Source organism: Gottfriedia sp. ABJ_BB2_2, from assembly GCF_055484705.1.
The window spans coordinates 228,691-244,212 of sequence record NZ_JBVFKR010000003.1; the positions used below are offsets into that span (position 1 = coordinate 228,691).

Consider the following 15,522-nt stretch of genomic DNA (forward strand, 5'->3'; position numbering starts at 1 on the left):
TCTAATTAGATTCTCTTTTTTTATTCTCAGGTATATAAATTCTTCACTTTTCACACTCATAAGCAACTAATGTAACGCTTAACTCATCTTCCAAGTTTTCTATTTTACTTTTCGCATCATCAGTCAAATGAGCAATATGAAAATCTTCATTACTTAATTCTTTGTTCATTTTTCATTCTCCTTATCACGATTTGATATCATATTCATATTTCCCACTGATAAAAAAAACTATCCTTAAATATGGTGAACATTTAAATTGAAATTTTATTCTGTTCAGAAACTAAATGAAAAGATAAATAAAAAAATAAGAGTAAAGATAGTACAACTTTTGTTTGACTTATCATACAGAATATAAGCGAAAGCTAACACGATCGCTTCCTTAAGGTATAGCGAATAAAATATTTACGAATGAGGATATTTTATATTTAAGGTAATTTTTCTAAAAAATGGAAATATTATGATAGAATTAGCGTGAATGGAATTGATTGAGGGGGATAAATTATGAAATTGTTTATTAAACTTTTAAGCACAACATTGCTACTTGTTCTCTTAACTGCCTGTTCATCTAAGCCATCTTTAGACCTTGTAAGTAAAAAAGTTGACATTGTTAAAGATAAAAAATATGTTGGTTCAATCATCTTAACAGAAGGTGATAAAAAGGGACAAGAGGTTATTCCAACAGCTTTACTCTATGAATTTAAAATTAAAAATAATGGAAATCGAAAAATCGGAGGAACAGTAGATACAACTTTAAAGGTAAAGTTTGTTCCTAGCAAAAAATTAGCTACTATTACAGAAGGTATAGTGGGATTTAATATATTTAATCCTTCGTCTTATTATGAAACGGGCTTAGGTTATGGTGTTCAGTTTGATGGTGAAATTAAATCTAATAAGATTGGAAAATACATTCTAACATTTGAATTAGGTGTAACAGAGGAAACTTCTGAAATTCCTGTGAGAGTTCCGTCAACAGACAAACTAGAAAAACTAAAAGGAAATGCTTTAGATGGTTCTATAATCGTAACATCAGGTGGAAAAGAAATTGCTAATTTTAAATTAAAAAAATAAAAATAAGAGTCGAAGATTTATATTTTTTTGTAGAAAGGTAAATAAAAAAACAAAGCATTGGAGCGAATTCCAATGCTTTTTTATGTGTTAAAATAATGCTAATTTATTTATTATTTTTATCTTTTGTCCCCCAGAAGAGAACCCGTTATTAAGTTTCATACCAACTTTATTCTTAGTAATATGAAAAATTGATTTTTTGTTAACAACACCTAGAAACCTTACCGCCTTTAGCGTTGTAACGAGCTTCTTGAGCTTCACAGAAAAATTCCTTTCTGGTTTTCACTGTATCATCGGGATGGCATTTTTTCATATGCTCCACGTATGTTTCGTAGCTTGGAACGCCAACAAGAAGACTAAGGAATTGCTTTCTATACGAAAAAATTTCCTTTAATTTGTTAAGCATAATTTGTAAAATCTCCTCCATCGCGAGGAACAGGAGCTGTCTCATGCAACGGTAATTTGTGGTTTGTCAGTACTTTAAACCAAATCCTGATTGCTGAAATTAATACTGTAATGACAACTGCCATAAAAATAACACATAGTGTGGCATCAAGATAATCATTTACCAGAATTTGTTTCATTTGTGCTGGCGATGTTGCAGGTGCTAGTACTTTTCCATCATTATAGGCCTCTTTAAAAATGTTAGCATGGGCAAGGAATCCAATTTTAGGATTTTCATGGAATAATTTTTGCCAGCCTGCAGTTAGAGTGACGATTAACAGCCATGTTGTTGGAAGCAATGTTACCCAAACATATGCTTTTTTGCCCATTTTAAAGAGGATCGTCGTACCGAGTAATAGGGCGATAGCAGCTAACATTTGGTTAGCAATACCGAACAGCGGCCATAGTGTATTTATTCCTCCAAGCGGGTCAATAACACCTTGGTATAAGAAATAACCCCAAAACGTTACACATAGAGCGGTTGCGATAATATTAGGAATTAATGCATCCGTTCTAGCAAAAGGCTTATAAGCAGTCCCGATAAGGTCCTGAATCATAAAACGTCCTACACGTGTACCTGCATCAATCGTAGTTAAAATAAAAAGTGCTTCAAAAAGGATAGCAAAATGGTACCAAAATGCCATTAGTGCCTTTCCACCGATCACTTTGGAGAATATTACAGCCATACCGATTGCTAGCGTCGGTGCACCGCCAGTTCTTGAAAGAATGCTTTGCTCCCCAACGTCATTTGCGAGTGCTTTTAAATCATCAGGAGTGATTGTAAAGCCCCAGCTCGAAACAGTTGAAGCAGCTTGGACAACATCAGTTCCGATTAAAGCAGGTGGACTATTAATCGCAAAGTAAACGCCAGGTGTTAATACGCAGGCAGCAATCATTGCCATAACCGCAACAAAAGATTCTGTCAGCATTGCTCCATATCCGATCGGACGAGCATGTGATTCACGTTCAATCATTTTAGGAGTGGTACCTGAGGAAACCAACGCATGGAACCCAGAAACAGAACCACAGGCAATTGTAATAAATAAAAATGGGAAGAGATTTCCTGCAAAAACTGGACCTGTACCGTCTATGAATTTTGTAACACCAGCCATTTCTAGGTTTGGTGCAACAATAATGATACCTAACGCTAGGCCAAGGATCGTACCAATTTTTAAAAATGTACTCAAATAGTCCCGTGGTGCTAGAAGAAGCCAAACTGGTAAGACAGATGCTACAAATCCATAAATAATCATCATAATAGCAATTGTTTCACCTTTAAAGGTAAACATAGCTGCTAGAGTTGGGTTTTCAGCAACTGTTTGTCCTAAGAATAGTGAAATAAGCAACAATATTATACCAATTAGAGAAGCTTCCCCGACACGTCCCGGGCGAATAAAACGCATATAAATTCCCATAAAAATAGCGATTGGAATGGTAGCAGCTATGGTAAACATTCCCCATGGACTGCCTACTAATGCTTTAACAACCACCAATGCTAATACGGCTAATAAAATAACCATAATTCCTAAAATACCAATCATTGAAATAATTCCTGTTACACGTCCCATTTCGTCCTTAATCATTTCACCGAGTGACTTACCATTACGGCGCATGGAACCGAAAAGAATAATAAAGTCCTGAACAGCTCCAGCTAAAACAACACCTACTACAATCCACAGTGTTCCAGGTAAATAACCCATTTGTGCTGCAAGAATTGGGCCAACTAATGGTCCTGCACCGGCAATGGCAGCAAAGTGGTGTCCAAAGAGCACCCATTTATTTGTCGGAACATAGTCTTTTCCATCGTTATGTATTTCAGAAGGTGTTTTACGTTTGTCATCTAGCTGAAACACCTTATTCGCAATAAACCTACTGTAGAAACGGTAAGCAATTGCATAAACACAAACTGCTGCTGTTAAAAGCCAAATTGCATTAATACTTTCTCCGCTATTTAAAGCCATCACCGCAAATCCTGCTGCTCCAAGTGCAGCAATTAATCCCCAGATTAAAATTGATTTAAGCGCTTTTATACTGATCGCCACCTTTTCCAAAATTTAGTAATATTATATCTTAAAATTATGAAAATTCTAATAATTATTTAGGTCTATTATAAAATACAAAATTAGTACAATCTTACTAATTGATAAAATGATTGATTTAGGTTCTCGACTGAAATGGTTGTCACTATTTTATTTAATCATTTATTTAAGGAATGTATTTGATTTTAGAAAAAATACATTTTAGCTTTTTGTTAGGAAGATCAATTAAATTTCTAATAATAATTTTTTTAGCAACTAGTAAAAAATAAAAAGAATCCAAAGCATTACAATACATTAGTAAATATGAATATTTTAAAAGTATGTCTTATCTTAGTAGGGCTTTTTTAAAGTTAAATTTTACTATATAGATATATCAAATTCATTAGGAGGAAGTTCTGATTAACCATTCAACATGCTTTTTTACATTTAGAAGATTGAAAATAATAGTTTACTAATGTAAGATTAAGTAATAATCAGAAAATTCTGTATGAGAGTGAGGCGTTTTGTATGGGTAAGAAAATTCCTGAACAATGGTGGAGCCAATTAAAATTGCCAGCCATTTCTGCTCCGATGTTTTTAGTATCTGGACCTGAGTTAGTAGAGTCAGTATGTTTAAATGGTGTGATTGGGTCATTCCCCGCTCCAAATGCACGTCCAATTGAGTTACTTGATCAATGGATGGGTAGTTTGAATGAGAATCTTGCTTTAGCGAGGGAAAAAGAGCCTGAGCGTAAGATTGCACCTTGGGCGATTAATATGGTCGTTCACAGTTCATATAGCCGTTTGCAAGAAGAGCTTGAACTGTTGAAAAAACATCAGCCGCAGCTTGTTATTACTTCATTAGGAAGTCCGAAGGTTGTTGTTGACATTGTACATAGTTATGGTGGACTAGTATTCTCTGATGTTAGCGATATGAAGTTTGCTAAAAAGGCAGCCGAGGCAGGGGTTGACGGTTTGATTCTAGTTTCTACAGGAGCAGGCGGTCATGCAGGAAATATCAATGGATTTGCTTTTGTGGATAGCGTTCGTACATTTTGGGATGGCATTATTGTGCTAGCAGGTGGGATTTCTACAGGTAAAAGCATTTTAGCTGCTCAAGCTGCAGGTGCTGACTTAGCATACATGGGAACACGCTTTATCGTTGCTGAAGAAAGCTTAGCAAATGATGAGTACCGTCAAATGCTAGTTGATTCTACACAGGACGATATCGTTCTGACAGATGCATTCTCTGGGGTAAAAGCAAATATGCTAATTCCGAGTATTGTAAAAGCCGGTCTTGATCCAACGTTATTGAAAAAGAAAGATAAAGTAGAATTTGATAGCATGAAAAATGAATCGAGCGCAAAAGCCTGGAAAGAAATATGGTCAGCTGGCCATGGAGTTGGTGCGATTACAAAAATTAGCCCAGCAGCTGATATTATTAGCGAGCTTGAAGAAGAGTATAATGAAGCAGTTCAAAAGCTAAATGAACAGGCTGAAAAATTAAAGTCGACAGTTAGTAAATAACAGGTAACTTGTAAGCGTTTTATTAATTTGAAAACACTTCGGAAAATTTTTTCGAAGTGTTTTTTTGTGTTTAGTAAATTTGTTGAAAAATAGTCATTTTATGATCACAACTTCCATCATTTTATTCTAAGTATGTATGTTAATATTTTCACAAACTATATCATGAATATATAGATTGGAGTGATTATATGAAAGAAAATACTAAAATGTGGTGGAGTATTGCATTTTTATTATTCGTGGTCAGTATTGGAGTTGTATTAAAGATGATGGATGTTCCACCTTATGGGATTGAGGATCTATTTAAGTAAAAATGACTAATGTTATTTATTTGTTTCAAAGTCTAAGATAAAGGTAGGGTTATATGAATATCTGGTTTAAAGTATTATGTTATATTGTTTGGTTATGTTTTATATGTATTGAGTTCTATATGTTAGCAGATAGACCTGGTGATGTAAGGCTTCTAACTGCAATAGCTTTAATTCTAGGAGGTATATCATTCTATTTATATACGATCTATATAAATAGAAAAGGATTAAGAAGATATCTTACATTAATAATTGTTTTCATAGGTTTCGGTTTACTTGTGATTTAAAGGCTGAAATTCAACATTTAATAAAAGTTGAATTCTATCAAATAATCTTATAGGAAGGCCATTATATATTAAAAAACCGCCCCAATCAGAGCGGTCCATACATCATTTCGCCAATCCAAACAACTTCGTCTGAGTTTCCTTCCCTGCAATACCATCAACTTTCAATTTATATTTCTTTTGAAAATTAATAACAGCTTGTTTTGTTTTTGAGTCGTAAATACCGTGAGTAGATCCAGTATAGAATCCGAGTTTCTTTAGTGCATTTTGTAAATCAACTACGCTTTTTCCTTTTGAGCCTTGTTGTAAGTTTGCATATACTTTTGGAGTAGGTAGGCTATAAAGCTTTGTTTGTACTTGTTTTCCTGCAATTCCATCAATCTTCAAATGGTATTTCTTTTGAAATGTTGTGACTGCATTTTTAGTTTTCGTATCATATAATCCGGTCACAGTCCCAAAGTAGAAGCGATGTTTTTTGAGCGCGATTTGCAATTTTTTTACACTTTCACCTTTTGAGCCAATTTTTAGAATTGGATAAGTAGTGGTAGCTCTGGCAGGTGGAGGAGATGTGACTCTTTCGTCATGAGTTGTCATCCACCTTTTATAATTGCTCCAAATTGCTGTGTTTTCATCTCCAAGTGACCAGCTACCCGTGCCTTTTAAGTCATATTTATGTACCAAATCCACTTTTGCCTTTAGGGAGGTTAGATTTTCATACCAAAATACATATGTTCCAGGGTGCAATGTTCTACCATGAATGACTGGAAGCGGGTCACCACTTTTAATCGTGATTGTTGCTTTTGGTGATTGTTTAGTTTGATCGTATGAAACAACACCTTTATATTTCGAAATGAGCGACTCTACTTGATTTACTCCTACACCATATCCACCTACCGCACTGCCATCTTTCCAATATCGACCAAAAAATGGTACGCCAAGCACAATTTTGTCTTTTGATACACCTTGGTTTAATGCGTATTGAATTGATTTGTCGACCCAATCTCTACTTGCCACTGGCCCAGCAGTTCCACCTTCATAGTGCTCATCATATGCCATAATGAATAAGTAATCCGCATAATTAGCTAATGCTTTATAGTCATAGGATCCATGCCAGCCCTGTGTCCAGCCATAGGGATTTGCCGCAACGGCAACCGAGACTTCTTTATCCTTTGGTAGTTTGTTTCGAAGTAGTCTGACTAAATCAGTGAAGGCATCTCGATCATCATCGGTTACATTTTCAATATCAACATTTACACCATCAAGATTGTTTTTCATGATGAAACTGGCAATTTGACTGGAAAGTGCTTCACGGTTCGCTAAAGCAGTTCGTCCTAATTCTCGATCCCAATGATTACTTAGAAAAGGTACAACCTTCATATTTCGTTTATGTACTTCACTCACTAATTTTTCACTAAACTGATTTGTAACTTTAAGTGTTCCATTTGGATGAATATCAAAAAAGCTTGGAGCAACGAGATTTAAATTTCCTTTTGTCTGATCAATTTGTGAAAGATATGATTCTGTGTTACCAAAGTATAAATAACTCATATTAAAATTAGCTGAATGTGCAGAGCTTTTCATTGGAAAAGACGCTAATATAAACGAACCAGCCACAATACTAATCGTTGCAGTCTTTATTTGCGGTACATTTTGCTGAATATACTCAATTGCTGATTTTTTTAAGTTAATAATCTTCTTAATAGAGTTCGTTCCAAATTCGCTTGAAAACTCTTCTAAAAATGGTGATAAATGAACGATGATAATTGTTTCGCCATTTAACTGCTTAATCTCATATCTCTTAAACAATTCCAATTCCACTTCACCTACTTTTCAACTCAATCTTTTTTAGTATTAAAAAAAACAGGAAAATGTATCCAATCATTTATGAAAGTTATCTAATATTTTGGACTAAGAATTTTATACTGCAAAAGTGAATTTAATTAACTTAGTAAAAAAGTATACATTTTGTATACGTGCCTACATTTAACTATAAATTTAAAAGATTTATATCATATTTCTAATTATATTTTGAAAAAAAAAGAAATATTTTTTCCTCATAATAAGTCAAAAAAATGATCTTTGAACTAATTGAATCAATTTTTGTGATATTTTAGAGAATTCTCATTTTTTATATGTCATCCATTCGTGAATTTTGTCTAATATATCAGAAAAATATCTCGAGTATTTCAAAATGTGAACTTTTTCATAAGAAAGAGAATTGGAGAATCATAGGAAAAAACTAAAGTTATGTCAGAAATATATCAAACTTTGTCGGTAAAAATTTGTAATTTTATGAGAAATTCTACAAAATGAGTTTTTTTCCGCTATTTACGAGGGAAATAGGTCATGGTAATTTTTATGTAGTTAGGAAAATACACCTAACAATTGGATGAAACTGTTGAAAAGGGGGATTGTTTTAGTATTTCACTATAATTCAAAGGGGAGAAACAAGTGAAAAAGAGAAAGAAATATCAAAGAAGTGTGGCAGTAGGAGTTGCGACATTATTAACATTATCTAATGTTAGTATGGGACTTACTTCTGTTCATGCAGAGTCAGAAGGGGATACTTCAAATTTTGAAGAGCCTAAAGCTGTTCCACAGCAAAAAATCGATTTGGGTCAACATTTTGATGATAACGATAAAGTGCGTGTAATTGTTGAGTTAGAAGGTGATCCAGCCATCGTTTTACCTACTAAACAAGGGAAAAGATATAAGGATCTTCCTGCTTCGCAAAAAGAACAATTACAAACAGCAGTACAAAGCGAACAAAATGAATTTTTATCTGATGTAAAGATCGAAGACATTGATTTTGATGTTGAAAACAAAGTAACGACAGTCATGAATGGTCTTAGTGGTGAAGTAAAGTTTGGAGAAATTGATGAACTTGAAAAACTACCAAACGTTGAATCTGTAAGTCTTGTAAATCAATATCAAAGACCGACTGAAAAACCACAGATGATTTCTAGTAAAGACCTAGTTGAAACAATCCAAACTTGGAATGCTGGATTTGATGGACGTGGAATGGTAGTAGGGGTTATTGATACTGGTATCGACTATACACACAAAGATATGAAACTGACAACAAATAGTCCTAAATTAACTAAAGAGTCAGTGGATTCAGTTGTAGCAAAAGAAGGATTAAAAGGTAAGTTTTATACAAGTAAAGTTCCATATGGTTATAACTACGCTGATAAAAATAGTGAAGTTAGAGACCTAGGACCAGATGCATCGATGCACGGAATGCATGTTGCCGGTACTGTAGGTGCAAATGGAGATGAATCAGGAGATGGAATCAAAGGGGTAGCTCCTGAAGCACAGTTATTAGCGCTCAAAGTATTCGGTAATGACCCTGCAATGCCTTCTACTTTCGGGGATATTTACATAAAAGCAATTGATGATGCGATTAAATTAGGTGCAGACGTACTGAATATGAGTTTAGGATCAACAGCAGGTTTTGTAGATTCAAATAACTCAGAGCAAAAAGCAATTGACCGTGCAGTAAATAGTGGTGTTGTTATGTCCATTTCCGCAGGTAATAGCGCAAACTTTGGTAGTGGTGTCGATAATCCATACGCGGAGAACCCAGATATTGGACTAGTTGGTTCACCTGGTTTATCAACTAATTCCATTTCGGTTGCTTCTTTAGAAAATAGTAAGATTACGTTAAAACAATTGACGATGAAGTTTGGTGATGAATCAGTACCAATTGCATACAAAACTCAGGATTCTCCAGATTTTGTTGAAGTATTTGGCAAAACAAATGATTTAGATGTTGTGTATGTTGGTGACGGAAGTGCAGCCCAATACGAAGGTAAAAATGTAAAAGGTAAAGTTGTCTTTGCAGTAAGATCTGCAGCAGCTCCAAACTACGGTCAAATCCAACAGCAAGCTGAAGCGGCTGGGGCAACAGGTGTAATCGTTAGAGGAAACCCTGCCCATGGTGACTATGTAAGTATGGCTTTATTAAGTCCAAAAATTCCTCTAGTTTCTTTAAGTCAAAGTGACGGTAATTTGTTAAAAGAAAAAATTATCGCTGCTGGTGGAACAGCCAAAGTTAACTTCCCAGATAAACCAATGCAAGTAGCAAATACTGCAGCAGGTAGGATGTCTACATTTACTTCATGGGGATTAACACCTGATTTAGGTATTAAACCAGAAATTACTGCTCCAGGTGGCCAAATTTATTCTACGCTTAATAACAATAAATATGGTGTTATGAGTGGTACGTCAATGGCAGCTCCACATGTAGCAGGTGGTTCAGCTCTTGTATTACAAAGAGTTCAACAATTATTCCCAACTCTAACAGGTGCGGAAAAAGTAAAACGCGCAAAACTACTTCTAATGAATACAGCTAAACCTGTAAATGATCCAGACAACAATAATATCTACTACTCTCCTCGTCGCCAAGGTGCTGGATTAATGCAATTACATTCAGCAATCTCTTCACCAATATACGTTGTAAACAAGGGAACAAATGAAGGTAAAGTTGAATTAAAAGAAATCAATAACGATTCCTTCACAATGACATTAACGGCTACTAACTTCAGTAAACAGGATGTAACGTATAATGTTGATGCTTCAGTGTTAACTGACGCTATTGCAAATGGATATAATCAATTAAAAGAAAAAGTGATTTCAGATGCAAAAGTAACAGTTGCTACACCAAAAATCACTCTTTTAGCAGGTGAATCAGCTGACATTACTGTAAAAGTTGACTTAACAAATGCTAAAGCTGCTTTAGAAGCATTAATGGAAAATGGTTATTTTGTAGAAGGTTTCATTAAATTAACAAATGACTCACAAGAAAATCCTTTCCCAGCAATTTCAGTTCCATTCGTAGGCTTTAAAGGTGATTGGAATAAGGCTCCGGTATTAGATGGAATGATTTATGATGCTGACTCATTCTACGGATATGCTGGTATGGTTGATGAGTACGGCGAATATTTAGGTTTCAATAAATTTAAAGGTTATGACAAGAATTTAATTACAATCTCTCCAAATGGTGATGGCTTAAATGAAGCTATCACACCTGTTCTTTCATTCTTACGTAATAGTAAATCAGTTGAATACAGCATTGTGAATCAAGCTGGTACAACTTTAAGAAAAATTACAACAGATGGAGAACAACGTAAAAACTATCTTGTTGCTTCAGCAGGCGCAGCTTCACTGTACTCTTATAAAAAGATTACTCAGTGGGACGGCTTAATTAATAACAAGAAAACGGCTGATGGTCTTTACTATTATCAAGTAAAAACTCAAGTAGATTTAGCTGGTGAAACTCCACAAATTGTAAAAATTCCAGTTCGTGTTGATACAACTGCACCAACAGTTTCAAATGCAGCTTATAGCAGCAATACCGGATACTTATCCTTTACAGCTAGTGATAATGCTTCTGGTAGCGGATTACAAACAGTTGAAATTTATGTAGATGGTAAAAAAATGGGTGAGGTTAACCCTACAGGAAAAACAAACTTTAAAGTTAAGGTTGGTAAAGTAAACGAAGGTTCTACTATTGAAGTAATTGCTTATGACTATGGTTATAACTCTGGTGGCCAATCATTAACTGGTAAATGGGATAATACAATTCCATATATCATTACTGACTCTCCAGAAGCTCTAGGATACTATGATACTCGTGAAGTTCCATTATCTGGTTACGTAAGTGATGGTTCAGCAGTAGAGTACCTAAAAGTGAAAGGCGATAAGATCGAGGGTGGAGAAATCAACTTAGATCTTGAATACAACTCAACATTAAAAGAATATGAGTTTGCTACACAAATACCATTTACTGAAGATGGTGTTCATGAGATTTACTTTGAAGGTGAAGACTCAGTTGGTAACCATATTGAATTCAGACGTCAAATTATTGTTGATACTGAAGGACCAACAGTTGATGTAACTGGAGTTCCTGAAAATAACTACGTAGCAGCTGACGGACAAGATCCAGAAGTAACTGTTACAGTAGCTGATAATTTTGATGAGCTTCGTTTACAAGTAAATGGAAGCGAAGAATTCAAAACAGTATTTGATGAGCCATTTGAAAGAAGAGCTCTTACAAAAGAACAAAAAGTAACATTACATTTAGAGCCAGGTGAAAATAACTTTGAGTTCACAGCTACAGACTTAACAGGTCATGTAGTGACAAAAACAATTTGCATCTATAAAGGTGAAGCTGCACCTACTGCATTTGTAACGAACTTCTCAGCATCACCAACTCAAGATGTAAGTGCAAACCGTCCTTATGAATTTACTGCTGAAGCTTCTTCTTCAATTAAATGGAATGCAAAAGTAGTAGATCCAAACGGTAAAGAAGTTAAACTTGAAGGAGCAGAAGGTAAGACTTTCAAATCATCATTCACTCCAGATGCATTAGCACAAAATGGTAATTACACATTAGTGTTAACTTCTGAAGATGGAACTCTATCAAAATCTCAAACATTTACAGTTGTAAACTTCCCAATCACTGTAAATAGCGTTTCTACAATCGATGGAGCTGGTAACAAAACATCTACCTTCAATACTAGTGATACTGTAAGTGTTAAAGGTAACTTAAAGAACTTAGGACAAAATGCAGTAAGTCCTACAGTATTCGTTCAAGTGAAAGACGCTGAAGGAGCAGTTGTTTTCTTCAAACAAGTTGATCTAAATACATTAAAGAAAGGATCAATGAATAGATTTGGAGTTGATCTTGCACTGGATGAATTTGAAAAAGGTTCATATAAAGTTGAAGTATTTGTATGGGATCAAAATAATAACCCATTAACAGAAAGCAGTACTCAACAATCATTTACAGTGAATTAAGTAAGTAGAGAAGTGGGAGGTGTTTCTTGCCTCCCTAACTTCCTACCAATTATGCAGGGAGTGAATACTTTGAAGAATAAATTATTGATGTTGTTAACAACTTTTGTCTTAACAATTGGAATTGTAATGCCAGTATTTGCATCAACAGTAACTGTGGATTTTCAAACTGATAAAGTGACTTATTCAGCGAGCTCAACAATTGCAGTAACAGGTAATGTGTTAAAGGATGGACAAGCAGGTAAAGGAACTAATCCATTATTACAATTATTAAACCCAAGTGGACAAGTAGTTGAAGTTAAGCAATGGAATGATAGCGATATTGGAACAAACGGCGCAATCTCGACAAATATTAAACTAGGAACAAATATTGTAAACGGCACATATACTCTTCGAATAACAGCTGGGGGAGTATATAAAACAAATGAAATCACAGTTTCAGGTGGGGTAACTCAAACAGGTGCTGTGAGTAACTTAAGATTTGATAAAGCTGAATATTCACCAAATAGTTTGGTTCGTATAGATGGTAATGTATCAGTTGATAATAAACCCGCAAGTAAAAGTGTCAGTCTTAAAATTGTAAATGGTGGAACAGAAAGCAAAATGAGTACTCAATCAAACGCAGCGGGAGGATTTACAGCAACATATACACTTCCAGCTAATGCTTCAGGTACATATACAGTAACAGCTTCAATTGTTGGTATGAGTGCAAGTCAAACGAAAACATTCGTTGTAAAAGCTACTCCAACAACACCAACAAATCCAGGTACACCACCACCAGGACCAGTTGTGCCACCAACTGATCCAGAGCCACCAACAACAGGCTTAGAAACACCTGTTGTGAATGCAGTTACATCTGAAAGTACAGTCATTTCAGGAAAAGCAAAAGCTGGTACTACAGTATCAGTGACAGATAAGAAAGAATTAAATATAACAACTACTGCTGACGCAAGTGGAGCATTCTCTATCAAACTATCAAAGAAAATAAAAGAAGGTACTGTTTTATATGTAAAAGCAACAGATACAAAAGGTGAAGTAAGTAATGAAGTAGCAATTGTTGTAGCAGACAAAACTGCTCCAAAAGCACCAACAGTTTCAGCATTAAAGGACTATGACAAAGTAATCTCAGGTAAAGCAGAAGCTGGCTCAATCATCACAATTAAATCAGGAACAAAAGTGATTAAAACTGGTACAGCAGATAAAAATGGAAACTTTAAAATTTCAATTGCTGCTCAAAAAGCAAATACAGTCTTGCTGATCACTTCAAAAGACAAAGCTGGTAATGTTAGTACTGTATCGAAAGTGAAAGTACTTGATAAAACAGCACCAGGTACACCAACAATTAATAAAGTTAAAGCATCATCTAAAACAGTAACTGGTAAAGCTGAAGCAGGTGCAACTGTCTACGTAAAAGTAGGTAAAAAAGTAATTGGAAGTGCTGTTGCAAACAGTAAAGGAACGTACTCAATTAAAATTAAAAACCAAAAATCTGGCACAACACTTGTTGTTTATGTAAAAGATAAAGCAGGAAATGTAGGGAAAGCGAAATCTATTAAAGTAAGTAAGTAAAAAAAGGCTTGTGGATCTCAAATGATTCACAAGCTTTTTTTTAGTAAAAATCAATTTTTTCGGCTAATAAATTTGAAATTCAAGAATCATCCTTAAATCGTCGATATATAAGGAGGAAAGACCATAATAAATTCAATTCTAAATAGTTCTTATGTCAGGATACATATTTTCAAATTAAAGGATTTTCATGATATATGTAGTATTTAAATACGAAAGTAAGAACTTAAAGGGAGAACAAAGTGAGATGGAAATATCGAGAAAGAACATAAAAAAGAAGAAAAAATATAAAAAAGTACTATTATTTATTCTATCAATTTGTTTGATTCTTTTAGCAGTTGTTGGTTATAAGGGATATGTTACGTATACAGAATTAAATAAAATAACGCAAGGTGAAGAGATTAAGTCAATTATTAGACCTCAAGAAGTTAAGGTCGATGTTCAGGAAGAACCAATTTCAATATTATTTTTAGGATTGGAGGATTATGTAACAAAAGGAGTTAATGGAAGAACAGATGCCATCATTCTTGCCACTTATAATCCAAAGGATCAATCACTAAAAACTTTAAGTATACCAAGGGATACATATGTAGATATTGTGGACTTTAATGTTACGTCTAAAATTAATGGAGCATTTGCAAGAGGCGGAATACAAACGACTGTGCAAACAATTGAGAATTTCTTACATGTGCCAATTGACTATTATGTGACTGTCAATTTTGATGGTTTTAAAAACATAGTGGATGAAGTTGGTGGGGTAACAGTTGATGTGCCATTTGATTTTTGGGAGCATACTGATTCGGTACCTAGAGAAAAGGTCTATTTTACAAAGGGAAGGCAGCATTTAAATGGTCAAGAAGCGTTAGCATATTCTCGAATGAGAAAACGTGACGTAAATAATGACTTTGGACGACAAGAGCGTCAAAGACAAGTGTTATCTGCCATTTTAAATGAACTAAAATCTCCAAAATCTATTTTAAAAACAGATACATATGCAAAAGAATTCAGCAAAAATATTCGTACAAATATGGGCATCGGTGACGCGTTCAAGCTTTATCGCAGCCTACCAGATGACATAACAGCACATATTGAACCGTTAAGTTATACTGGTAAAAATGAATTAATTAATGGTATCTGGTACTATGTTGCGGATCAAGTAAGTGTAGATGATATATCAACAAAATTTAGGAATCACTTAGAGATTACTGACGATTCGGTTGGTAAAATAACAGAATCAGCCCAGTAAAAAAAGTCTTCAAAATGAAGACTTTTTTTGTTTGTAGAATTGTTTATAATGATCCATCACCAGGTGGAAGACTGTTAGATTTAATACGTTCCAATTCCTGTAATTGTTGTTCTGAAAGGTCACGAGAAGGACTACCAATTATACCAATGATAAAGATAATAACAAAGATGCCAATAAAAAAAATAATGCTCCAAAGCATAATGTGATCTCTCCTTTATTTTATATAATATGAAAGACGATCAACATAGTATGCTAATCGTCTTTTTTTG

11 protein-coding genes are annotated in these 15,522 nt (G+C 34.5%); 6 read left to right on the forward strand and 5 right to left on the reverse strand.

Annotated features, from left to right (window positions below; genetic code table 11):
- Positions 1-43: 43 nt before the first annotated feature.
- On the reverse strand, positions 44-169 hold the full coding sequence (locus ACX6U0_RS09750) for a hypothetical protein (RefSeq protein WP_464959759.1): 126 nt from the start codon (positions 167-169) through the stop codon (positions 44-46).
- A gap of 332 nt (positions 170-501) precedes the next feature.
- Between ACX6U0_RS09750 and ACX6U0_RS09755 the strand changes: the two genes are divergently transcribed.
- Positions 502-1,068 (forward strand): hypothetical protein, encoded by a 567-nt coding sequence (locus ACX6U0_RS09755; RefSeq protein ID WP_464959760.1) that lies wholly within the window; start codon positions 502-504, stop codon positions 1,066-1,068.
- Between the two features lie 199 nt (positions 1,069-1,267).
- Here ACX6U0_RS09755 and ACX6U0_RS09760 read toward each other — a convergent pair whose 3' ends face one another.
- Both ACX6U0_RS09760 and ACX6U0_RS09765 read right to left on the reverse strand, forming a co-directional pair.
- Positions 1,268-1,471 carry a YbdD/YjiX family protein gene (locus ACX6U0_RS09760; RefSeq protein WP_464959761.1) on the reverse strand — a complete coding sequence of 68 codons (204 nt, stop codon included), beginning with the start codon at positions 1,469-1,471 and terminating at the stop codon, positions 1,268-1,270.
- Positions 1,464-3,539 carry a carbon starvation CstA family protein gene (locus ACX6U0_RS09765; RefSeq protein ID WP_464959969.1) on the reverse strand — a complete coding sequence of 692 codons (2,076 nt, stop codon included), beginning with the start codon at positions 3,537-3,539 and terminating at the stop codon, positions 1,464-1,466. Before ACX6U0_RS09765 ends, ACX6U0_RS09760 begins: the two co-directional genes overlap by 8 nt.
- Before the next feature lie 516 nt (positions 3,540-4,055).
- Here ACX6U0_RS09765 and ACX6U0_RS09770 point away from each other — a divergent pair.
- Together ACX6U0_RS09770 and ACX6U0_RS09775 are read left to right on the forward strand one after the other, a co-directional pair.
- The gene (locus ACX6U0_RS09770) at positions 4,056-5,054 is read left to right on the forward strand and encodes an NAD(P)H-dependent flavin oxidoreductase (protein WP_464959762.1); all 999 of its coding nucleotides are present in this window, start codon (positions 4,056-4,058) and stop codon (positions 5,052-5,054) included.
- Positions 5,055-5,415: 361 nt separating this feature from the next.
- Positions 5,416-5,646 (forward strand): hypothetical protein, encoded by a 231-nt coding sequence (locus ACX6U0_RS09775; RefSeq protein WP_464959763.1) that lies wholly within the window; start codon positions 5,416-5,418, stop codon positions 5,644-5,646.
- Positions 5,647-5,748: 102 nt separating this feature from the next.
- Here ACX6U0_RS09775 and ACX6U0_RS09780 read toward each other — a convergent pair whose 3' ends face one another.
- On the reverse strand, positions 5,749-7,461 hold the full coding sequence (locus tag ACX6U0_RS09780) for a glycosyl hydrolase family 18 protein (RefSeq protein WP_464959764.1): 1,713 nt from the start codon (positions 7,459-7,461) through the stop codon (positions 5,749-5,751).
- 633 nt (positions 7,462-8,094) lie between these two features.
- On the opposite strand from ACX6U0_RS09780, the gene ACX6U0_RS09785 reads away from it, so the two are divergent.
- The 3 genes from ACX6U0_RS09785 to ACX6U0_RS09795 all read left to right on the forward strand — a co-directional run bounded on the left by ACX6U0_RS09785 (position 8,095) and on the right by ACX6U0_RS09795 (position 15,253).
- On the forward strand, positions 8,095-12,444 hold the full coding sequence (locus tag ACX6U0_RS09785; RefSeq protein ID WP_464959765.1) for a S8 family serine peptidase: 4,350 nt from the start codon (positions 8,095-8,097) through the stop codon (positions 12,442-12,444).
- A gap of 69 nt (positions 12,445-12,513) precedes the next feature.
- Positions 12,514-14,010: an Ig-like domain-containing protein gene (locus ACX6U0_RS09790; protein WP_464959766.1), complete on the forward strand. Its 1,497-nt coding sequence runs from the start codon at positions 12,514-12,516 to the stop codon at positions 14,008-14,010.
- 244 nt (positions 14,011-14,254) lie between these two features.
- The gene (locus ACX6U0_RS09795) at positions 14,255-15,253 is read left to right on the forward strand and encodes an LCP family protein (protein WP_464959767.1); all 999 of its coding nucleotides are present in this window, start codon (positions 14,255-14,257) and stop codon (positions 15,251-15,253) included.
- A 43-nt stretch (positions 15,254-15,296) separates the two neighbouring features.
- On the opposite strand, the gene ACX6U0_RS09800 is transcribed toward ACX6U0_RS09795, so the two are convergent.
- Positions 15,297-15,452, reverse strand: a complete 156-nt coding sequence (locus ACX6U0_RS09800; RefSeq protein WP_464959768.1) for a hypothetical protein — start codon at positions 15,450-15,452, stop codon at positions 15,297-15,299.
- Positions 15,453-15,522: the final 70 nt, after the last annotated feature.